Genomic DNA, 20,095 nt, shown 5'->3' with positions numbered 1-20,095 from the left:
CCAATACCTTGCCACCACGGCAAACTTTATCCTCTAACTGTATTTGCCCTGCTACACAAGTGCAAGTCTGCGCACTATTTTCTGACAAATAAGATACCCAGCCGACGCTTTTTCGCTGTTTTTTCGCACAAAGCAGGCCAGCTCACCGGAAAAAGCCAGGGTATGATGTTGATGCCGCTACTTACAGGAGAAAGGCTTGTTATGCCTGCAGAGAATTCAGTCTCATCATTTAATGGTCTTCACTACTTTGCCCGCGGCTGGAACCTGGTGCATATGCGAGGAATTCGTCGCTATGTCATTGTGCCGCTGCTGGTGAATGTGCTGCTGCTGGGCGGCGCGTTTTACTGGCTGTTCCGGCGGCTGGGCGAGTGGATCCCGCAGCTGCTTTCACACGTGCCTGACTGGCTGCAGTGGCTGAGTTACCTTATCTGGCCGCTGTCAGTGATCTCAATTGTGCTGGTGTTTGGCTACTTTTTTTCCACGCTCGCCAATCTGATTGCCGCGCCTTTTTGCGGCCTGCTGGCTGAACAGCTGGAGGGACAACTCACCGGCAGGCCGCTGCCTGACAGCGGCTGGATGGGTCTGCTTAAAGATTTGCCGCGCATCATGAAACGTGAACTGCAAAAACTGGGTTACTACCTGCCACGCGCGCTTGGCCTGCTGCTGCTCTATTTTATTCCGGGCTTTGGCCAGATAGTGGCGCCGGTGCTGTGGTTTCTGTTCAGCGCATGGATGCTTTCCGTTCAGTACTGCGACTACCCCTTTGACAACCATAAGGTCAGCTTTCCGCATATGCGCACCGCCCTGCGGCGGCATAAAGTCGCCAATATGCAGTTTGGAGCGATGGTCAGCCTGTTTACCATGATACCCATTTTGAATCTGGTGATTATGCCGGTCGCCGTATGCGGCGCTACCGCAATGTGGGTCGATCGCTATCGTGCTGATTTAGCTCGTCATTAACAGAGAAAATTCAGGCTTATGCTTTTTTCCGCACGGCTTATGGTCAGGGGCTATATAGATATACTATTTCTTTCCTTCCGCGCGGGGACAGAACAGGTATCCTCAAAGGGTTCCCAATATTTCATACAGTTAAGGACGGGCAATGAGTAAGATCTACGAAGACAACTCGCTGACAATTGGTCATACGCCGCTGGTTCGACTGAACCGCATCGGTAACGGACGTATTCTGGCGAAGGTCGAGTCGCGTAACCCGAGCTTCAGCATCAAGTGCCGTATCGGTGCCAATATGATTTGGGATGCAGAAAAACGCGGAATTCTGAAGCCTGGCGTAGAGCTGGTTGAGCCAACCAGTGGTAACACGGGTATCGCGCTGGCTTACGTCGCCGCCGCGCGTGGTTACAAACTGACGCTGACCATGCCAGAGACGATGTCAATTGAGCGCCGCAAGTTGCTGAAAGCGCTGGGTGCCAATCTGGTGCTGACCGAAGGGCCGAAAGGCATGAAAGGCGCGATTGCAAAAGCGGAAGAGATTGTCGCCAGCGATCCGGATAAGTATGTTCTGCTGCAGCAGTTCAGCAATCCGGCCAACCCGGAAATTCATGAAAAAACCACCGGCCCGGAAATCTGGGAAGATACCGATGGTGAAGTCGATGTCTTTATCGCCGGCGTCGGCACCGGTGGTACGCTGACCGGCGTAAGCCGTTATATCAAGAATACCAAAGGTAAAAAAGAGCTGATTACCGTGGCGGTAGAACCCACCGACTCGCCGGTTATCGCGCAGGCGATGGCGGGTGAAGAGATCAAACCGGGTCCGCACAAAATTCAGGGCATCGGCGCAGGCTTTATTCCCGGTAACCTTGACCTGCAGCTGGTTGATCGGGTTATCGCTATCACCAATGATGAAGCGATCAACACCGCACGTCAGCTGATGGAAGAGGAAGGTATTCTTGCCGGTATCTCATCGGGTGCGGCCGTCGCGGCAGCGCTGAAGCTGCAGGAAGATGAAGCTTTCGCCAATAAGAATATTGTGGTGATTCTGCCCTCTTCCGGCGAGCGCTATCTCAGTACCGCACTGTTTGCCGATCTGTTCACGGAAAAAGAGCTGCAGCAGTAAGCGTCAAAGTCCTAAAGTGTCGAAAAAAGCACCCCTCTGGGTGCTTTTTTGTGGCGCAGATCTCACTTTCATCACCGGGCAGATTGATTTCAGTGATGTCGCTCTGGTATTTAAGCTGCCAATTATTTCGGTGCCTGAAATTAATCTGCCCTTGAAGTGGATCAAGCTGAATCGATTTACTGATTTGGCGAAATGGCGAATCACGGCATAATTAACCCGATGACGAACAAACGCAGTTGTTGATCCGTCATTGCTAAGATGGCTTATTCATCAAAGCGCCCTTTTTGGTCAGCATGATGCCATACCAGCGCACCTATACAGGCTAAAGTTACGGCTCCAGGCTAGACTTTAGATCCATAACACCAAACCTGAAAAAGTTGGGGAAATAGCATGTTCCAGCAAGAAGTTACCATTACTGCACCAAACGGTCTGCACACGCGTCCCGCTGCACAGTTCGTCAAAGAAGCCAAAGCGTTCCAGTCAGAAATCACTGTTACCTCTAATGGCAAATCTGCCAGCGCAAAAAGCCTGTTTAAGCTGCAGACGCTGGGTCTGACTCAGGGAACGGTTGTTACGCTCTCTGCTGAAGGTGAAGATGAGCAGCAGGCGGTTGAACATCTGGTCAAGCTGATGGCTGAGCTCGAGTAAACTCGCGCGGTCACCACTAAATCGACTCCTTTGCCCCATTGAGTGCAACTATCTTGATCGCGGACAACCTGTCCGCGATATCGCTTCACTAGAGTACTGCTCCACGACAATGGCAATGCATCGGGTCAACGAGCCATCGTGATAAAAAGGTAGGGTTATGATTTCAGGCATTTTAGCATCACCGGGTATCGCTTTCGGCAAGGCACTGCTGCTGAAAGAAGATGAGATCGTCATCAACCGTAAAAAGATTACAGATGACCAGGTTGATCAGGAGGTTCAGCGCTTCCTTGATGGACGTAGCAAAGCAGCAGAACAGCTTCAGGCGATCTGCGTCAAAGCCGGTGAGACCTTCGGTGAAGAGAAAGCGGCGATCTTCGAAGGTCATATCATGCTGCTGGAAGACGAAGAGCTTGAGCAGGAAATCATCGACCTGATTAAAAAGGATCATGTCACCGCTGACGCTGCGGCTCACTCTGTGGTTGAAGGCCAGGCTAAAGCGCTGGAAGAGCTCGATGACGAGTATCTGAAAGAGCGCGCTGCTGACGTACGTGACATCGGTAAACGCCTGCTGCAGAACATTCTTGGTCTGCACATGGTCGATCTCAGCTCGATTGCTGAAGAAGCGATTCTGGTAGCAAAAGATCTTACCCCGTCTGAGACCGCACAGCTCAACCTGAAAAAGGTGCTGGGCTTTATCACCGATCTGGGTGGACGTACCTCGCACACCTCAATCATGGCGCGCTCACTGGAGCTGCCTGCGATTGTCGGCACCGGCAGCGTGACCACCACCGTTAAAAACGGTGATTTCCTGATTCTGGATGGCGTAAACAATAAAATTTATGTCAATCCGACTGAAGCGGAACAGGAAGAGCTTAAAGCGATTCAGACCCAATACCTTTCTGAAAAACATGAACTGGCCAAGCTGAAAGATCTGCCCGCTATTACGCTGGACGGTCATCAGGTTGAAGTCTGCGCCAACATCGGTACCGTGCGCGACGTGGCGGGTGCAGAGCGTAATGGTGCAGAAGGCGTAGGGCTGTATCGTACCGAATTCCTGTTTATGGACCGCGATTCACTGCCTTCAGAAGAAGAGCAGTTCCAGGCGTATAAAGCAGTCGCAGAAGCCGTGGGTTCACAGGCTGTTATCGTACGTACTATGGACATCGGCGGCGATAAAGATTTGCCGTACATGAACCTGCCTAAAGAAGAGAACCCGTTCCTGGGCTGGCGTGCGATCCGTATCGCAATGGATCGTAAAGAGATCCTGCATGCCCAGCTGCGTGCCATTCTGCGCGCCTCCTCTTTCGGTAAACTGCGCATCATGTTCCCGATGATTATCTCGGTTGAAGAAGTGCGTTTCCTGAAAGCAGAGCTGGAGACCCTGAAAGCGCAGCTGCGCGAAGAGGGTAAAGCCTTTGATGAGTCCATTGAAGTGGGCATCATGGTAGAAACCCCGGCTTCAGCCGTTATCGCCCGTCACCTGGCGAAAGAAGTCGACTTCTTTAGTATTGGGACAAATGACCTGACGCAGTATACTCTGGCGGTCGATCGTGGTAATGATTTGATTTCACACCTCTATAACCCAATGACGCCATCTGTGCTTGGCCTCATTAAGCAAGTGATCGACGCATCACATGCCGAAGGGAAATGGACCGGCATGTGTGGTGAGCTGGCTGGTGATGAACGTGCTACACTACTGTTACTGGGAATGGGGCTGGACGAATTCAGCATGAGTGCCATTTCGATCCCAAGCATCAAGAAAATCATTCGTAATACCAATTACGAAGATGCTAAGGCTCTGGCAGAGCAGGCTCTGGCTCAACCCACAGCGGAAGATTTGATGAATCTGGTCAACAAATTCATTAAAGAAAAAACGCTCTGCTGATCCACGTGATGCTGGCCCCAAATTACTGCTTAGGAGAAGATCATGGGTTTGTTTTCTAAACTTTTTGGCGAAAAATCAGAAAGCGCGTCAGGGACTATCGATATTGTTGCGCCTCTGTCAGGCGAAATTGTCAATATTGAAGACGTACCTGATGTCGTGTTTGCTGAGAAAATCGTGGGTGATGGGATCGCAATCAAACCGACTGGCAACAAAATGGTTGCACCGGTTGATGGGACTATCGGCAAGATTTTTGAAACTAACCACGCGTTTTCCATTGAATCAGACAACGGCATCGAGCTGTTTGTCCACTTCGGTATCGATACAGTAGAGCTGAAAGGTGAAGGCTTTAAACGTATTGCCGAAGAAGGTCAGAAAGTGAAAAAAGGCGACGTTGTGATCGAATTCGATCTGCCGCTGCTGGAAGAGAAAGCGAAATCCACGCTGACACCGGTTGTGATCTCGAATATGGATGAGATCAAAGATCTGACCAAGCTTTCAGGTCAGGTGACGGTTGGCGAAACGCCGGTTATTCGTATTAAAAAGTAACGGACGTTAGCCCTCTCTGAAAACGGCACCCATCGGGTGCCGTTTTTGTTTCCCGGACGCGAAAAACGCAGCGGGCAGATACTGTCAGTGAAAGACACCGGTGGAGAGATAACGATCGCCCCGATCGCAGACGATCGCCACTATCACGCTGCCGGGCTGCGCCCGGGCGATGCGCAGCGCCCCCGCCACGGCGCCGCCGGAACTCACGCCGCAGAACAGCCCTTCACGCTGCGCCAGCGCACGCATCGTCTCTTCCGCTTCCTGCTGCCCCATATCCATGATCTCGTCTACCACCTCAGGGCGCCAGATGCCAGGCAGATAGGCTTCAGGCCAGCGACGAATACCGGGTATGGCGCTGCCTTCCTGCGGCTGCAGGCCAATGACTTTGACCGCCGGCGCGTGCTCTTTCAGAAAACGGCCCACGCCGCTGATGGTGCCGGTCGTGCCCATGCTGGAGACAAAGTGCGTCAGGCGCCCGCCGGTCTGCTGCCAGATTTCCGGAGCAGTGGTGAGATAGTGGCCCAGCGGATTATCGGGATTGTTAAACTGATCGAGCACCCGGCCTTCGCCGCGATCGGCCATCGCCTGCGCCAGATCGCGTGCGCCTTCCATGCCCTGTTCACGCGTTACCAGCACCAGTTCGGCCCCGTAAGCGCGCATCGCATCCTGTCGCTCCTGACTCATGTTCTCCGGCATCAGCAGCCGCAGCCTGTACCCTTTGAGCGCGGCGATCATCGCCAGCGCAATACCGGTGTTGCCGCTGGTGGCTTCAATCAGCCTGTCGCCGGGCCTGATTTCACCGCGCAGCTCAGCCTGATGAATCATCGACCAGGCCGCGCGATCTTTTACTGAGCCGGCCGGGTTATTCCCCTCCAGCTTCAGCCAGACTTCGCTGCCATTGTCGGGCGACAGGCGTTGCAGCCTGATCAGCGGCGTATTGCCGATGGTATTTTCCAGAGTGGTCACGATCGTTTTCCAGGCGCAAGAGAGGCAATAAAAACGGGCGGGAAAGTCCCGCCCGAAAGAGATGTCAAAATATCAGGCGCTCTCGGCAAAGGCAACCGGGCGCAGCGGGGTATTCCCCTGATAGAGACGGGCCTGCTGCAGCCCCACAAACAGACGCTCACCGCGTACCGGGGCCGCCTGCTCACCTTCGAAGACCACGGTAAACGGCTCTTCATGCCAGCCTGAGGCCTGTACCACCAGCTGCCAGAAGTGTCCGCGCGGACTGATTTCCAGCACCTGTACCGGCAGCGGCGTCTCCAGGCTGCTCTGCCGTGAGACATCCACTTCCCACGGGCGCAGGAAGAGTTCAACGCCGCCCTGATGCGCTGGCGTATAACCCAGCGGCCAGTGATGTGCAGCGACGTGGAACTGCGAGCCGTGTACTTCGCCCTCAAAGCGATTGACCTCGCCCAGAAACTCCAGCACAAAGCGGGTAGCGGGTTCACGCCACACTTCGTCCGGAGAACCGGTCTGTTCAATATTCCCCTGGCTCATTACGACCACGCTGTCTGCGACTTCCATCGCCTCTTCCTGATCGTGCGTAACAAACACGCTGGTAAACTTCAGCTCTTCGTGCAGCTGACGCAGCCAGCGGCGCAGCTCTTTACGCACCTGCGCATCCAGTGCGCCAAAGGGCTCATCCAGCAGCAGAATCTGCGGCTCTACCGCCAGCGCACGCGCCAGCGCCACACGCTGCTTCTGTCCACCGGAGAGCTGGGCCGGAAAGCGGTTTGCCAGATGCGCCAGCTGCACCATCTCCAGCAGACGCGTGACGCGCTGTTTGATCTCCCCTGCAGAGGGGCGCTCGCGGCGCGGCAGCACTGTCAGGCCAAAGGCGATATTGTCAAACACCGTCATGTGGCGGAACAGCGCGTAGTGCTGAAAGACAAAGCCTACCTGGCGATCGCGGGCATGAATGCGGCTGACATCTTTGCCATGGAAATGAATTTGTCCGCTGTTCTGATGCTCCAGCCCGGCAATAATACGCAGCAGGGTGGTTTTACCCGAGCCGGAAGGCCCCAGCAGCGCCACCATTTCGCCGGAAGGAATATCCAGAGAGATATCATTCAGCACCGGGGTGCGGCCAAAGGCTTTATTAATTTGTTTGATCTCAATGCTCATGATTTTCCTCCTGTTGGCGCTTCCGCTGATGCTCTAATCGCCACTGCACCACGCTCTTCAGAAACAGCGTCACAATTGCCATCAGGGTCAGCAGCGCCGCGGCAGTGAATGCGCCCACGGTGTTGTAATCCTGATGCAGTAATTCAACCTGAAGCGGTAAGGTATAGGTCTCACCGCGAATCGATCCTGACACCACCGACACTGCACCAAACTCACCGATGGCGCGCGCGTTGGTCAGTACTACGCCGTAGAGCAGCGCCCAGCGAATGTTGGGCAGCGTCACGCGACGAAACATCTGCCAGCCGGATGCGCCAAGCAGCACCGCAGCTTCATCTTCGTTACTCCCCTGGCTCAGCATCACCGGCACCAGCTCACGTACCACAAACGGACAGGTGACAAATACGGTGGCCAGCACCATACCGGGCCAGGAAAACATAATCTGAATGTTGTGTGCGTCAAGCCAGCCGCCTGCCGGGCCGTTAATGCCCCAGAACAGCAGATACATCAGCCCCGCGACTACCGGCGACACCGCAAACGGAATATCAAACAGCGTCAGCAGCAGCTGCCGACCCGGAAAGGTAAAGCGGGTAACCAGCCACGCCAGCAGCGTACCAAACACCAGGTTTACCGGGACAGTAATCAGGGCGACCAGCACCGTCAGCCAGATTGCATGCAGCATGTCGCCATCCTGCAGGTTGCTGAACGCCTGCCCTACGCCCTGCGCCAGCGCTTCCCAGAAGATAGAGATCATCGGTACCACCAGCAGCAGTATCGATATCAGCGCGCCGGTGCCAATCAGCAGCCATTTGCCCCAGTTAACAGGCTCACGCTCAGCGCGATTGATGTGAGAAATTTCCGCCATCAGTGACCTCCCAGGCGACGGCCAAAGCGGCTCTGCAGCGTATTAATGGCAAACAGCAGCAGCAGTGAGGCAGCAAGGATCACCGAAGCGATAGCACTGGCAGCCGGATAATCAAACTCCTGCAGACGAACAAAAATCATCAGTGACGTCACTTCGGTTTTCCACGCAATGTTGCCGGCGATAAAAATGACTGCACCAAACTCCCCGAGGCTGCGGGTAAACGAAAGCGCCGTTCCGGCCAGCAGCGCCGGGGCTACCTCAGGCAGCACCACACGACGGAAGCTCTGCCACGGTGTGGCACCCAGCGTTTCAGCGGCTTCCTCATATTCCGGGCCCAGCTCTTCCAGTACCGGCTGAACGGTACGCACCACAAACGGAATGCTGGTGAACGCCATCGCAACCGCGATGCCAATCCAGGTATAAGAGACTTTGATATCAAAATGCGCCAGCCACTGACCATACCAGCCGTTAACGGAAAAGAGTCCGGCCAGCGTCAGCCCCGCTACCGCTGTCGGCAGCGCAAACGGCAGATCCATCAGGCCATCCAGCAGCGTACGGCCCGGAAAGCGATAGCGGGTCAGGATCCACGCCATCAGCATGCCAAACACCGCGTTGAACAGCGATGCCACGCCGGCTGACAGCAGCGTCACTTTATAAGCCGCTACCAGCTGCGGGCTGGAGATCACCGCCCAGTACTGCGCAAGCGTCATCTGCGACAGCTGCATCAGCAGTGCGCTGATAGGCAGCAGCAGAATCAGACAGGTAAACAGCAGGCTGGTGCCGAGGCTCAGGCCAAAGCCCGGCAGGACGCGTTTTTGTGCTGTAGCAAACATCAGCCCCGCCCCGCTGCCAGTAATTTATCCAGTTCGCCGCCGCTGGCGAAATGCGTTTTCATCACCTGCTCCCAGCCGCCAAAAGCTTCTTTGACATTAAACAAGGTGGTCTGCGGGAAGCGGTCCTGCTGTTCTGCCATCAGCTGCGGATTGTTTACGCGGTAGTAGTAACGCGTGATGATTGCCTGGGCCGCTGGCGTGTAGAGATAGTTCAGATACGCTTTAGCTGCGTCGGCGGTGTTGTTATGCGCCACATTTTTATCCACCCAGGCAACCGGAAACTCCGCCAGAATGTTGTTGCGCGGCACAATCACTTCGTAGTCATCTTTGCCATACTGATTACGGATATTGTTCACTTCTGACTCAAAGCTAATCAGGACGTCACCCAGGCCGCGTTCGGCAAACGTGGTGGTTGCGCCGCGTCCGCCGGTATCAAACACCTCAACGTTTTTCAAAAACTTTTGCATATAGGCTTCGGTTTTTGCGCGATCCTGGCCGTCAGCTTTTTCCGCGGCGCCCCAGGCAGCAAGATAGGTATAGCGACCGTTACCGGAGGTTTTCGGGTTCGGGAAAATCAGCTTTACGTTGTCGCGCGCCAGATCGGCCCAGTCGTGGATCTGCTTTGGATTACCCTTGCGCACCAGGAACGCCATAGTGGAGTAGAACGGTGAGCTGTTATTGGGCAGACGGCTCTGCCAGTCAGCGGCAATCAGGTTGCCTTTATCATGGAGCACCTGCACATCAGTAACCTGGTTGTAGGTTACGACATCTGCCCGCAGCCCCTGCAGGATGGCCAGCGCCTGTTTGGACGAGCCGGCGTGAGACTGCTTAATCGTCAGTTTATCGCCAGGGTGCGCGGCGTCCCACTGCTGTTCAAACGGTGCATTAAGCGCCACAAAGAGTTCGCGTGACACATCATAAGAGCTGTTCAGCAGCTCCGTTGCCTGCGCCGCCGCTGCCAGTGACAGTGACAGCGCCACGCCGCTGAGCCATGTTTTCAAAACCGGAAGTGTCATGCAGCACCCTGATAAATAGAAATCCAGCCTGGGCCAGTAGATGCTGTCAGTGTATTTATAACTTCGCGGAAAACTGTAACGGTTTTATATATCTTTTGGGGATTTAAAAGTCGAAAAAGGCATAAGCGATCGGCAGAGAAAAGCCGGTTTTCAGAAATATACGCAGGCGGGTGCGGGCCGCCTGAAAGCGGCCCCCGGCAGGGTTAGCGCTGCCAGACAATTTTACTGAGCGTCCAGCTTTTCAGCGTGTCATCTGACGGCATCAGACCCGCCGGGCCGTGCCACTTGCCGCTGTAGACGTAAGAGATATGCTGACTGCCCGGCGCCCGGCACTCGACGTCATGCGCATCAAGGCCCGCGACCATTTTGCAGTTGCTGAATGCTTTGGTAAACGTATCGCTGAAGCGGTCACCAATTTTATTGCCGCTGCTGCTCTCTGCCGCGGTGTCCAGCACCTCAATACGCTCAACGGCGGGCTTGCCGCTGATGATCAGTTTAACGTTGCCATCCTGCAGCGCCTGCCAGAACTCAACCACCTGCCCCTGCTCACTGCGCATGCCCTGCCGCAGCTGGTAATCATTATTCAGCGCCTGCGAAACAGCGGATTCGCTCATCAGGGTGCTGCCATTAAGGCCTGCCACACCCTGCTCGGTTACCTGCAATGAACCACCAAACCAGCTCAGCGGATTCAGCGCGGCCCAGTGGTAAGTCAGCGGATTATACCAGTGGCTCTCGTGCTCTGCCGGTGCCTGGCCGGTAGTGGCGCAGCCTGACACGGCCAGCGCCGCCGCCAGCGCCGCAAAACGTACAGCTTTCATGCTAACTCCATGGTTTCAACTTTATCGCGTGCCTCTTGGAGTCGCGTAATGGCAAAAAGTTTAGCTGGCCGATCCCCATCAATATTCGCGATCTTCAATCAGCCGCTTGCCCAGCAGCAGCGCATCCACGGGCTCATAGTCGAGCTTTTCATAGAATGCGACGACCTGATCGTTCTCTTCACGCACCATCAGATGAATTTTCGGACAGCCGCGCGCAATCAGTTTTTTCTCCAGCCGGTTCATCAGCGCATTGGCAAAGCCACGTCCCTGATAGTCCGGATGCACGGCAAGATAATAGGCTGAACCGCGGTGGCCGTCATAGCCCCCCATCAGCGTGCCGACCACTTCGCCGCCCACTTCAGCGACCAGAAACAGTTCCGGGTCATGATGCATTTTGCGTTCGATATCCAGCTCCGGGTCGTTCCACGGACGTAACAGATCGCAACGCTCCCAGAGCGTGATTACTTCATCAAAATCTTCCTGGCGGAAAGAGCGAATTTCCATCGACGTATCCTGCTGATCGGCATAATTCGCTGATTATCACGCATTCTTTGCGTGGTGCAACCCTCCTGCTCCGCAATGGCAGAAAAAAGCGGCTAAATCCGGGTTAGCACCGTGCAATACAAAGTAATACGCTGAAATGGTTGCGGGGTCGCTGTACAGCGACGGTTACGCTATAACACTGGGCTGATTTCTCCGCCAGGGACCTGTAAATGAAAAAGATTTCACTGCTTTCACGCCTGACTAACCGTCGCCAGCTGATTCTGTCGGGACTGGCGCTGGCCGTTCTTTCGCCGCGCGCGGTTCAGGCCAAAGAGACACGGGCAGAGGTCACGGGGGCGCCACGTCATGCCGCGACCAGGCCTGCTGCCAGCGGTAAGCGCATTGTGATGATCGACCCCGGCCATGGCGGTATCGATTCCGGCGCGGTCGGACAGGAAGGCGCGGAGGAGAAACATATCGTGCTGGAGATTGCCAGTACCGTGCGTACGCTGCTGCAGTCGCATCCGCGCATTGAGGTGCGGCTGACGCGCGACAGTGACCACTTTATTCCGCTTTATCAGCGGGTTGAGATTGCGCATCAGCACGGCGCAAGCCTGTTTATGTCGGTCCACGCTGACGGCTTTACCAGTCCGGATGCCAACGGCGCCTCGGTGTTTGCCCTGTCCAATCGGGGTGCCAGCAGCGCGATGGCACGCTATCTGTCGCAGCGTGAAAATGATGCGGATAAAGCTGGCGGTGCCGCCGTGCAGCAGAAAGATCACTATCTGAATGAGATTCTGTTTGATCTGGTGCAGACCGATACCATTCGCAACAGCCTGACGCTGGGTAAACATGTGCTGGATCAGATCCGCCCGGTGCATCACCTGCATAGTCAGCATACCGAGCAGGCCGCATTTGCGGTGCTGAAGTCGCCCTCCATTCCCTCCGTACTGGTGGAAACCTCGTTCATTACCAATCCGCATGAAGAGCAGCTGCTGGGCACTGCCGCATTTCGCCATAAGATCGCTGCCGCCATCGCTGACGGAATTGTTAACTATTTTGCTGAGTACGATCGTCGCCAGGCATGATCCCGGGCTGTGGTAAGCTTACGGCACATTTACAGAGAGAGTGACGCATGAGCAATCCCGATATTTCACGCGTTAAAGCGTTTTTGCTGACGCTGCAGGATGAGATCTGCAATCAACTGGCTGCCGCAGACGGACGTGCAACGTTTGCTGAAGATAGCTGGCAGCGTCCCGGCGGCGGCGGCGGGCGCAGCCGGGTTCTGCGTAACGGCGCAGTGTTTGAGCAGGCCGGGGTAAACTTTTCCCATGTGCATGGCGATCAGATGCCCGCCTCAGCTACCGCGCATCGGCCGGAGCTGGCGGGACGCAGTTTTGAGGCGATGGGCGTCTCGCTGGTCGTGCATCCGGAAAACCCCTATGTGCCGACCAGCCACGCTAACGTGCGCTTTTTTATCGCGGAGAAGCCCGGCGCCGATCCGGTCTGGTGGTTCGGCGGCGGTTTTGATCTGACCCCTTACTACGGTTTTACCGAGGATGCGCTGCACTGGCATCAGACCGCGGCCACCCTCTGTGAGCCGTTTGGCGAGGATGTCTATCCGCGCTATAAAAAATGGTGCGATGACTATTTCCACCTGAAGCATCGCAACGAACAGCGCGGCATTGGCGGTCTGTTTTATGACGATCTGAATACGCCAGACTTTGATCGCTGCTTTGACTTTATGCAGGCGGTAGGCCTGGGCTACCTGCAGGCTTATCTGCCGATTGTTGAACGCCGCAAAGCGCTGCCGTGGGGCGATCGCGAGCGTCAGTTCCAGCTCTATCGCCGCGGACGTTACGTTGAGTTTAACCTGGTGTGGGACCGCGGCACGCTGTTTGGCCTGCAGACCGGCGGCAGAACGGAGTCAATTCTGATGTCGATGCCGCCGCTGGTGCGCTGGGAGTATGACTATCAGCCGGAACCCGGCTCACCGGAAGCGCAGCTGTATACAGATTTTCTGCCCGTGCGGGAGTGGCTTAAAGGGAGTGGCGCTTAGCAGCGCGGGGCTGTGCGCTAAGCAGCGCGAGGCTCTGAAGGGGTTCCGCCCGCCAGGCTTCTGGCAGTTTCAGCGGCATTTCCGCATGCGGACGGGCTAAGGGGCGGGTGGGCGCGCCCCTTAGCAATCCCCGCCCCGCGCCGTCCTCGCGAATTCCCGGCCTCATCTCTCCGGCCTTAACGGACCGCGCGGATTCGCTCCTGCTCACCCCGCACTCTCGCCGGCGTCCTGCCGGCTCGCCCTGGCCGTCACGCTGCGCCCGGCGCTGCGGATAGCGCCCCCCTCCCCGCCTGCATATTCATTTTTTTATTCTTAAAAGTGGCGAAGCCTGAAGTTCAGGCGCAGGACTGCCAGCCATGAAAAAACAATATAACGAAAAAAGAGCAGAAGCGGCGGGAAGCGCCATCCGGGTCCGCCGAGGGAGGGCACGATTCCGGGATGAGCCGACAGGACGTCGGCGAAAGGGCGCGGTGAGCAGGAGCGAATGGCGGCCGGTCCCCGGGAAGCGGGCGTGAGCGAGGGAACCGCGCAGCGGCGGACGGGGCTGGCGCAGGGCCGGGGAGTGCAGAGGGCGCGGCCAGGCGTCCTCTGCCCGGTCGCCGCGCCGGGGCAGAGGCTGCTGCCGCCGCTGACGGCGAACGGAACCGGCTCTCAACCCGGAACCGGTGCCAGCCTCCGTGGCGAACGGAACCAGCCCCGGTGCAGCAGCACGCGTCCAGGGCAAAGGCCGCCGCCGCCGCTGACGGCGAACTTACCGCCTCGCCTGCATCTCCGGCGCAAGCTGCTATGCTTGAAGATGGCAAAACATGGCTGAACCGGTTACGCCGCCTCTCTCTCCGCCACGCCATAATCAGAGAAAACGCATTTTAATCAGCGGGCGTCTGTAGCACTGTGTGGAACCACTATCCCCAGCAAAGGGCGCAGACAAGGCGACGGTTGCCCGGCATTCTTTTGCCCACAATATTGCTAATCAAGGAGTTAAGCGATGAACCAGCTAGACGCACTAAAACAGTTCACCACCGTGGTGGCAGACAGTGGCGATATCGAATCTATTCGTCATTACAACCCGGAAGATGCCACTACCAACCCTTCTCTGATCCTGAAAGCTGCCGGTCTTGACGCTTACAAACACCTGATTGATGACGCCATCGACTATGCGAAAAAGCAGGGTGGCAGCAAAGAGACGCAGATTATCAACGCCAGCGACAAAGTGGCGGTGAACCTCGGCATGGAAATCCTGAAAAGCGTGCCGGGCCGCGTTTCAACTGAAGTTGACGCCCGTCTCTCTTTCGATCGCGGTATGTGCGTAACCAAAGCAGAAAAGCTGGTACGCCTGTATGAAGAGCACGGTATCGACCGCTCGCGTATCCTCATCAAGCTGGCGTCGACCTGGGAAGGGATCAAGGCGGCTGAAGAGCTGGAAAAAAACGGCATTAAGTGCAACCTGACGCTGCTGTTCTCCTTTGCGCAGGCGCGCGCCTGCGCTGAAGCGGGCGTCTATCTGATCTCGCCTTTCGTGGGCCGCATTTACGACTGGTACAACACGCGTAAGCCTATGGACCCGTATGTTGTGGATGAAGATCCCGGCGTAAAATCTGTGCGTCGTATCTATGACTATTACAAAAAGCATCGCTACAGCACGGTGATCATGGGGGCGAGCTTCCGCAAAATTGAGCAGATTCTGGCACTGGCGGGCTGCGATCGTCTGACCCTCTCCCCTAACCTGCTGGAAGAACTGGCGAACAGCGACGCGCCGGTTGAGCGCAAGCTGGAGCCTTCTACTGAAGGCTTCCATCAGCCAGCCTCGCTGTCAGAAGCGGAGTTCCGCTGGGAGCACAACCAGGATCCAATGGCGGTTGAAAAACTGTCTGAAGGTATCCGCCAGTTCGCCGTTGACCAGCAGAAACTGGAAGATGTGCTGGCCGCGCGCCTCTGATTGCACCACCGTTGAGTGCGGGTGAGCCGAAGCGAACCCGCTGATGCTTAATTATAAGGGAGAACCCTATGTCTTCACGCAGAGAGTTGGCTAACGCGATTCGCGCGTTGAGTATGGATGCGGTACAGAAAGCAAATTCCGGTCACCCTGGTATGCCAATGGGCATGGCCGATATCGCGGAAGTGTTATGGCGCGACTTCCTGAAACATAACCCCACCAACCCGGCGTGGGCCGATCGTGACCGCTTTATCCTGTCCAATGGTCACGGTTCAATGCTGCTCTATAGCCTGCTGCATCTCAGCGGTTACGATCTGCCAATGGAAGAGCTGAAAAACTTCCGCCAGCTGCATTCAAAAACGCCGGGGCACCCGGAGATTGGCTATACGCCAGGTGTGGAAACCACCACCGGTCCGCTCGGCCAGGGTCTGGCGAATGCGGTGGGTCTGGCCATTGCTGAGCGTACGCTGGCAGCCCAGTTTAACCAGCCGGGACACGATATTATTGACCACTTCACCTACGTATTTATGGGTGATGGCTGCCTGATGGAAGGCATCTCGCATGAGGTCTGTTCGCTGGCGGGTACGCTGGGCCTCGGCAAACTGATTGGCTTCTACGATCACAACGGTATTTCTATCGACGGTGAAACAGAAGGCTGGTTTACCGACGATACGCATAAACGCTTTGAGTCTTATAACTGGCACGTGATCGGCAGCGCTGAAGGCATCGATGGTCACGATGCAGAAGCCGTGGCCGCCGCTATCCGGGAAGCGCAGAGCGTAACCGATAAGCCATCACTGATTATCTGCCGCACCACCATCGGCTTCGGTTCGCCAAATAAGGCGGGCAAAGAGGAGTCGCACGGTGCCGCGCTGGGTGATGAAGAGATCGCACTGACGCGTAAGCAGCTCGGCTGGAACTATGCGCCGTTTGAGATCCCGCAGGATATTTATCAGCAGTGGGACGCAAAAGAAGCAGGCTCCGCGCACGAAAAAGCCTGGGATGAAAAATTTGCTGCCTACCGGCAGGCGCATCCGCAGCTGGCGCAGGAGTTCAGCCGTCGTCTTAATGGCGAAATGCCGGATGAGTGGGAAAGCAAAACCGCTGACTTTATCCGCGATCTGCAGGCCAATCCGCAGAAAATCGCCAGCCGCAAAGCGTCACAGAATACGCTGGAAGCCTTTGGCAAAATGCTGCCGGAATTCCTTGGCGGGTCGGCTGACCTGGCGCCAAGTAACCTTACCATCTGGTCAGGTTCAAAATCGATCAAAGAAGATGCGGCCGGAAACTATATCCATTACGGCGTGCGTGAGTTTGGCATGACTGCCATTGCGAACGGCATCGCGCATCATGGCGGCTTTGTTCCTTACACTGCGACCTTTCTGATGTTTGTTGAATACGCGCGTAACGCCGCACGTATGGCAGCACTGATGAAAGCGCGCCAGATCATGGTCTATACCCACGACTCTATTGGTCTGGGCGAAGATGGCCCGACGCACCAGCCGGTAGAGCAGCTGGCCAGCCTGCGCCTGACGCCTAATTTCAGCACCTGGCGTCCGTGCGATCAGGTTGAGACCGCTGTGGCCTGGAAAGCAGCCATCGAGCGTCATCATGGCCCGACCGCGCTGATCCTTTCCCGTCAGAATCTGCTGCAGCCCGAGCGCAGCCAGACGCAGGTCGAAAACATTGCGCGCGGCGGCTATGTCCTGAAGGATTGCGACGGCACGCCGGATGTGATTCTGATCGCCACGGGCTCAGAAGTGGAGATCACGCTGGGGGCCGAAGCGAAACTCAGCGCAGATGGCCATAAGGTCCGGGTGGTTTCGCTGCCGAGCACCGATGTGTTCGACAAGCAGGACAGCGCGTACCGCGAATCCGTACTGCCCTCTACCGTGCGTGCGCGCGTCGCGGTTGAAGCAGGCATTGCTGACTACTGGTATAAGTATGTCGGCATTGACGGCAAAATTGTCGGCATGACCACCTTCGGTGAGTCTGCGCCGGCTGGCAAGCTGTTCCCGGCCTTTGGTTTTACCGTTGAAAACGTGGTAAGCCAGGCTGAGTCGCTGCTGAAACCTGCCTAAGCTCTGCGGCCCTCACCCGATAACGGTGAGGGCCGTTTTTTATCACGCTTTACAGAAAAAAATCGCGTCTCCCCCTTCCCGCTCTGCGCAAACTGATTACTATAGGTTTTCTTCCGATCCTGATAGCGGACGCATTCCCGTTGAAAAAACCGACTTCATTTTTACTGGCCCTGATGGTCTCCGTGCTGCCTGTCAGCGCTCTAGCGCAGGTCTCACCTGATCCCCTGCTGGCATCACAGATTGTTGATCGCTATGCCGAACATATTTTTTACGCCAGCGGCGCAACCGGTATGGCGCTGGTCGCGATTGACGGCAATCAGCGCGTCTTTACCAGCTTTGGTGAAACCCGGCCCGGCAATAATATCCGGCCGCAGCAGGATTCGCTTATTCGTATCGCATCGCTCAGCAAGCTGATGACCAGTGAAGTGATGGTGAAAATGGCCGAGCGCGGGCAAATTCGTCTGGACGATCCGCTCAGCCGCTATGCCCCGCCGGGTGCACGCGTTCCGGCCCATAACGGCCAGCCAATCCGTCTGATCAACCTCGCCACCCACACCGGCTCGCTGCCGCGCGAACAGCCCGGCGGTAAACCCCATCGTCCGGTGTTTGTCTGGCCGACTAAAAGCGATCGCTGGCAGTGGCTGGGCAATGCCACGCTGAAGGCTGCGCCTGGCACTCAGGCGGCCTACTCCAACCTTGGGTTTGATCTGCTGGCTGACGCGCTGGCGAAAGCGGGCGGCACGCCCTATCCGGCGCTGCTGCAGCGTCTGGTCACGCGCCCGCTGGGCATGAAGGACACTACTTTTACGCCCTCACCGGACCAGTGCCAGCGCCTGATGGTGCCGGAAAAAGGTGCCAGCCCCTGTAATAATACGCTGGCGGCGATCGGCAGCGGCGGCGTCTACTCCACCCCTGATGATATGGCGCGCTGGATGCAGCAGTTCCTCGACTCGGCGGTGAGCCATCGCACGCCGCAAATCGATCGCCTGCAGACCCTGATCTACCGGCGCGATCAGCTCACCAAAGTTGAAGGGATGGATGTACCCGGACGTGCCGATGCGCTGGGGATGGGCTGGGTCTATATGGCGCCCAAAGCGGGCCGGCCCGGTATTATTCAGAAAACCGGCGGCGCCGGCGGGTTCATTACTTATATGGCGATGATCCCGCAGCATAATCTTGGCGTGTTTGTGGCTGTCACCCGCTCACCACTCAGCCGCTTTACGCCCATGAGCGATGGCGTAAACAACCTGCTGACGGAGCTGGCGGGCAATAAGACTGGCTCACCAATGATGATCGGTGCGATCCCCTGAACCCCGGATAATCGCTCAGCGCGCCGGCTGGCTGACCCATAGTGTGGGCCAGTCGTCGCTGCTGTGCCAGGCGTCGCAAATCTGCTCTTCTGCATATTCCGCCAGAACAAACGCGCTGCCATCAAACTGCCAGCGTGTTGCCGTGCCGCAGTCGCCCAGTCCGCGATTTTTACTGAAGGTATAAAGCAGGCCATTACTGGCATCAAACTCTGCGTTCACCAGCTCCAGCTGCGTATCACTGCGCGACGGGGGCGTAAAAGGCAGCGTCAGCGTCAGCCCGCGTGATACATAGGGCTGGCTGCGTGTTACTTCAAACGCCAGATCGATGACGTTGTAGGCACCGGTTTCACAGCTGACCAGCAGCAGCGCTTTGCTGTCGGTCAGCGGCGCGACGCTGACCTCCCGCCGGAGCGGATCCAGCGAGCAGTTATCGGTGGTGATGCGCCAGGTGCCATAGTCAATCAGTCCGCTGGTCTCCTCCTGCGTCAGCGGCGCAGGCGGCGAGGCTAATGATGGCAGCGACGGCAGCGACGGCGGGGGCGGGACATCCCACTGCACCCTGTCGCCACGCCTGACCCATGCGCTGGCCCCGTTTACGCGCCCCTGCACGTCATCCATCAGCAGCAGCGCGGCCTTCAGACCGCGCAGCGGTACCACCGCCTTAGCCTGGTACGTCAGCTGAAGCGTGCTCGCTTCCAGCGTCTGACCCAGGAACTCATCAATCGCGATGGCGTTGCTGGTGGCAAGATGATGCGGCTCAACTGTCCAGTGTTTAAGGTCGGGCTTCAGGCGACGCTGATCCAGCAGCAGATTATCTTTCAGCGGCCCGCCCGGAAGCGTGCCGGTATAGGCACTGCCGTAATCGATACGCAGCAGCGGGCGATCGTCAACGCCGGCGTGACGCGACAGCGTCATCACCAGCCCATTATCCCCGGGAAAGCTGCGCGCCACGCAAAAAGCCGCATTATTACAGGTGAGCTGCCAGTCAGAAAAAGACTTCTGCAGAGGTTCAGCCTGCACGCTGACACTGGCCGCCAGAGCGCTCAAAAGCAGTGACTTCATCCAATACGACATTAACAACCCGGTCCCCGAATTCCTGGAAAGAAAATCATAGCGCACTGCGTGCGTTATCAGCAGGCTGGAAGTGTGAAGTGGCCTGAAAGCAGAATTAACTGCTTATTAAGTCAGCGATTCATCATCGTACGGACAGGTTGTGCGCTGCAGTCCCATCATCCACTGCGCTTTACAACGGCTCAATCAGATTCCTCGGACTATCAGGGCGCAATCTGAAACAGTCATTACCACACAAACGGTCATAAACAGTCATGCTATGGTAGCTATGGATTAATGAGCTGGTGATCGGATCTGTTTTAACTGTACCGCTTCAGGGGTTAATTATGTGAATCAGATCAACTTTAAA

At 56.5% G+C, this 20,095-nt stretch carries 19 protein-coding genes; 11 read left to right on the top strand and 8 right to left on the bottom strand.

The genetic code is table 11. The features are described 5' to 3' along the window. Positions 1–201: 201 nt before the first annotated feature. The 6 genes from cysZ (at position 202) to crr (ending at position 5,153) form a co-directional block, all read left to right on the top strand. Entirely contained in the window at positions 202–960 is a 759-nt protein-coding gene (gene cysZ / locus BBA90_RS08465) for a sulfate transporter CysZ (protein WP_039379442.1), read from the top strand. A 142-nt stretch (positions 961–1,102) separates the two neighbouring features. Beyond that, positions 1,103–2,074, top strand: a complete 972-nt coding sequence (cysK, locus tag BBA90_RS08460; protein ID WP_065648748.1) for a cysteine synthase A — start codon at positions 1,103–1,105, stop codon at positions 2,072–2,074. A 16-nt stretch (positions 2,075–2,090) separates the two neighbouring features. After that, entirely contained in the window at positions 2,091–2,285 is a 195-nt protein-coding gene (locus BBA90_RS08455) for a hypothetical protein (RefSeq protein ID WP_065648747.1), read from the top strand. A 179-nt stretch (positions 2,286–2,464) separates the two neighbouring features. Further along, entirely contained in the window at positions 2,465–2,722 is a 258-nt protein-coding gene (gene ptsH, locus BBA90_RS08450; protein ID WP_007889063.1) for a phosphocarrier protein Hpr, read from the top strand. Positions 2,723–2,879: 157 nt separating this feature from the next. Further along, positions 2,880–4,607 carry a phosphoenolpyruvate-protein phosphotransferase PtsI gene (gene ptsI / locus BBA90_RS08445; RefSeq protein ID WP_065648746.1) on the top strand — a complete coding sequence of 576 codons (1,728 nt, stop codon included), beginning with the start codon at positions 2,880–2,882 and terminating at the stop codon, positions 4,605–4,607. Positions 4,608–4,649: 42 nt separating this feature from the next. Beyond that, positions 4,650–5,153 carry a PTS glucose transporter subunit IIA gene (crr, locus tag BBA90_RS08440; RefSeq protein ID WP_039379452.1) on the top strand — a complete coding sequence of 168 codons (504 nt, stop codon included), beginning with the start codon at positions 4,650–4,652 and terminating at the stop codon, positions 5,151–5,153. 84 nt (positions 5,154–5,237) lie between these two features. Here crr and cysM read toward each other — a convergent pair whose 3' ends face one another. The 7 genes from cysM to BBA90_RS08405 form a co-directional block, all read right to left on the bottom strand. Continuing rightward, positions 5,238–6,119: a cysteine synthase CysM gene (cysM, locus tag BBA90_RS08435; protein WP_065648745.1), complete on the bottom strand. Its 882-nt coding sequence runs from the start codon at positions 6,117–6,119 to the stop codon at positions 5,238–5,240. Positions 6,120–6,191: 72 nt separating this feature from the next. Continuing rightward, a complete protein-coding gene (gene cysA, locus BBA90_RS08430) occupies positions 6,192–7,280 on the bottom strand; it encodes a sulfate/thiosulfate ABC transporter ATP-binding protein CysA (RefSeq protein WP_065648744.1) in 1,089 nt (362 codons plus the stop codon). Then, on the bottom strand, positions 7,270–8,142 hold the full coding sequence (cysW, locus tag BBA90_RS08425; RefSeq protein ID WP_065648743.1) for a sulfate/thiosulfate ABC transporter permease CysW: 873 nt from the start codon (positions 8,140–8,142) through the stop codon (positions 7,270–7,272). Before cysW ends, cysA begins: the two co-directional genes overlap by 11 nt. After that, positions 8,142–8,975 carry a sulfate/thiosulfate ABC transporter permease CysT gene (gene cysT / locus BBA90_RS08420; protein ID WP_039379465.1) on the bottom strand — a complete coding sequence of 278 codons (834 nt, stop codon included), beginning with the start codon at positions 8,973–8,975 and terminating at the stop codon, positions 8,142–8,144. The genes cysW and cysT overlap by 1 nt, the downstream gene beginning before the upstream one ends. Next, positions 8,975–9,991 carry a sulfate ABC transporter substrate-binding protein gene (locus BBA90_RS08415; protein ID WP_065648742.1) on the bottom strand — a complete coding sequence of 339 codons (1,017 nt, stop codon included), beginning with the start codon at positions 9,989–9,991 and terminating at the stop codon, positions 8,975–8,977. The genes cysT and BBA90_RS08415 overlap by 1 nt, the downstream gene beginning before the upstream one ends. A 203-nt stretch (positions 9,992–10,194) precedes the next feature. Further along, entirely contained in the window at positions 10,195–10,809 is a 615-nt protein-coding gene (locus BBA90_RS08410; RefSeq protein WP_065648741.1) for an RpoE-regulated lipoprotein, read from the bottom strand. A gap of 78 nt (positions 10,810–10,887) precedes the next feature. Beyond that, positions 10,888–11,313, bottom strand: coding sequence for a GNAT family acetyltransferase (locus BBA90_RS08405; RefSeq protein ID WP_065648740.1), 426 nt, complete (start codon positions 11,311–11,313; stop codon positions 10,888–10,890). A 209-nt stretch (positions 11,314–11,522) separates the two neighbouring features. Here BBA90_RS08405 and amiA point away from each other — a divergent pair, with 209 nt between their 5' ends. The 5 genes from amiA to ampH all read left to right on the top strand — a co-directional run bounded on the left by amiA (position 11,523) and on the right by ampH (position 18,675). After that, positions 11,523–12,380 carry an N-acetylmuramoyl-L-alanine amidase AmiA gene (gene amiA / locus BBA90_RS08400; protein ID WP_065648739.1) on the top strand — a complete coding sequence of 286 codons (858 nt, stop codon included), beginning with the start codon at positions 11,523–11,525 and terminating at the stop codon, positions 12,378–12,380. Between the two features lie 47 nt (positions 12,381–12,427). Next, positions 12,428–13,351 (top strand): oxygen-dependent coproporphyrinogen oxidase, encoded by a 924-nt coding sequence (gene hemF, locus BBA90_RS08395; protein ID WP_065648738.1) that lies wholly within the window; start codon positions 12,428–12,430, stop codon positions 13,349–13,351. A gap of 985 nt (positions 13,352–14,336) precedes the next feature. Next, a complete protein-coding gene (tal, locus tag BBA90_RS08390; RefSeq protein ID WP_065648737.1) occupies positions 14,337–15,287 on the top strand; it encodes a transaldolase in 951 nt (316 codons plus the stop codon). 68 nt (positions 15,288–15,355) lie between these two features. After that, positions 15,356–17,365: a transketolase gene (gene tkt / locus BBA90_RS08385; RefSeq protein ID WP_065648736.1), complete on the top strand. Its 2,010-nt coding sequence runs from the start codon at positions 15,356–15,358 to the stop codon at positions 17,363–17,365. A 140-nt stretch (positions 17,366–17,505) separates the two neighbouring features. Next, positions 17,506–18,675, top strand: a complete 1,170-nt coding sequence (ampH, locus tag BBA90_RS08380; protein ID WP_065648735.1) for a D-alanyl-D-alanine-carboxypeptidase/endopeptidase AmpH — start codon at positions 17,506–17,508, stop codon at positions 18,673–18,675. A 15-nt stretch (positions 18,676–18,690) separates the two neighbouring features. On the opposite strand, the gene BBA90_RS08375 is transcribed toward ampH, so the two are convergent. Continuing rightward, positions 18,691–19,749, bottom strand: coding sequence for a DUF1176 domain-containing protein (locus tag BBA90_RS08375; protein WP_065648734.1), 1,059 nt, complete (start codon positions 19,747–19,749; stop codon positions 18,691–18,693). Positions 19,750–20,095 lie beyond the last annotated feature (346 nt).

The organism is Pantoea eucrina (assembly GCF_001691555.1).
Classification (GTDB): Bacteria; Pseudomonadota; Gammaproteobacteria; order Enterobacterales; family Enterobacteriaceae; genus Pantoea; species Pantoea borealis.
This window is presented reverse-complemented; position numbering and strand designations above follow the sequence as displayed.

Excerpts from the sequence above, each read along its gene's own strand:
- cysZ (WP_039379442.1), top strand. The coding sequence starts at position 202 with ATGCCTGCAGAGAATTCAGTCTCATCATTTAATGGTCTTCACTACTTT.
- cysK (WP_065648748.1), top strand. The coding sequence starts at position 1,103 with ATGAGTAAGATCTACGAAGACAACTCGCTGACAATTGGTCATACGCCG.
- ptsH (WP_007889063.1), top strand. The coding sequence starts at position 2,465 with ATGTTCCAGCAAGAAGTTACCATTACTGCACCAAACGGTCTGCACACG.
- ptsI (WP_065648746.1), top strand. The coding sequence starts at position 2,880 with ATGATTTCAGGCATTTTAGCATCACCGGGTATCGCTTTCGGCAAGGCA.
- crr (WP_039379452.1), top strand. The coding sequence starts at position 4,650 with ATGGGTTTGTTTTCTAAACTTTTTGGCGAAAAATCAGAAAGCGCGTCA.
- cysA (WP_065648744.1), bottom strand. The coding sequence starts at position 7,280 with ATGAGCATTGAGATCAAACAAATTAATAAAGCCTTTGGCCGCACCCCG.
- cysW (WP_065648743.1), bottom strand. The coding sequence starts at position 8,142 with ATGGCGGAAATTTCTCACATCAATCGCGCTGAGCGTGAGCCTGTTAAC.
- cysT (WP_039379465.1), bottom strand. The coding sequence starts at position 8,975 with ATGTTTGCTACAGCACAAAAACGCGTCCTGCCGGGCTTTGGCCTGAGC.
- BBA90_RS08415 (WP_065648742.1), bottom strand. The coding sequence starts at position 9,991 with ATGACACTTCCGGTTTTGAAAACATGGCTCAGCGGCGTGGCGCTGTCA.
- BBA90_RS08410 (WP_065648741.1), bottom strand. The coding sequence starts at position 10,809 with ATGAAAGCTGTACGTTTTGCGGCGCTGGCGGCGGCGCTGGCCGTGTCA.
- BBA90_RS08405 (WP_065648740.1), bottom strand. The coding sequence starts at position 11,313 with ATGGAAATTCGCTCTTTCCGCCAGGAAGATTTTGATGAAGTAATCACG.
- amiA (WP_065648739.1), top strand. The coding sequence starts at position 11,523 with ATGAAAAAGATTTCACTGCTTTCACGCCTGACTAACCGTCGCCAGCTG.
- hemF (WP_065648738.1), top strand. The coding sequence starts at position 12,428 with ATGAGCAATCCCGATATTTCACGCGTTAAAGCGTTTTTGCTGACGCTG.
- tal (WP_065648737.1), top strand. The coding sequence starts at position 14,337 with ATGAACCAGCTAGACGCACTAAAACAGTTCACCACCGTGGTGGCAGAC.
- tkt (WP_065648736.1), top strand. The coding sequence starts at position 15,356 with ATGTCTTCACGCAGAGAGTTGGCTAACGCGATTCGCGCGTTGAGTATG.
- BBA90_RS08375 (WP_065648734.1), bottom strand. The coding sequence starts at position 19,749 with ATGTCGTATTGGATGAAGTCACTGCTTTTGAGCGCTCTGGCGGCCAGT.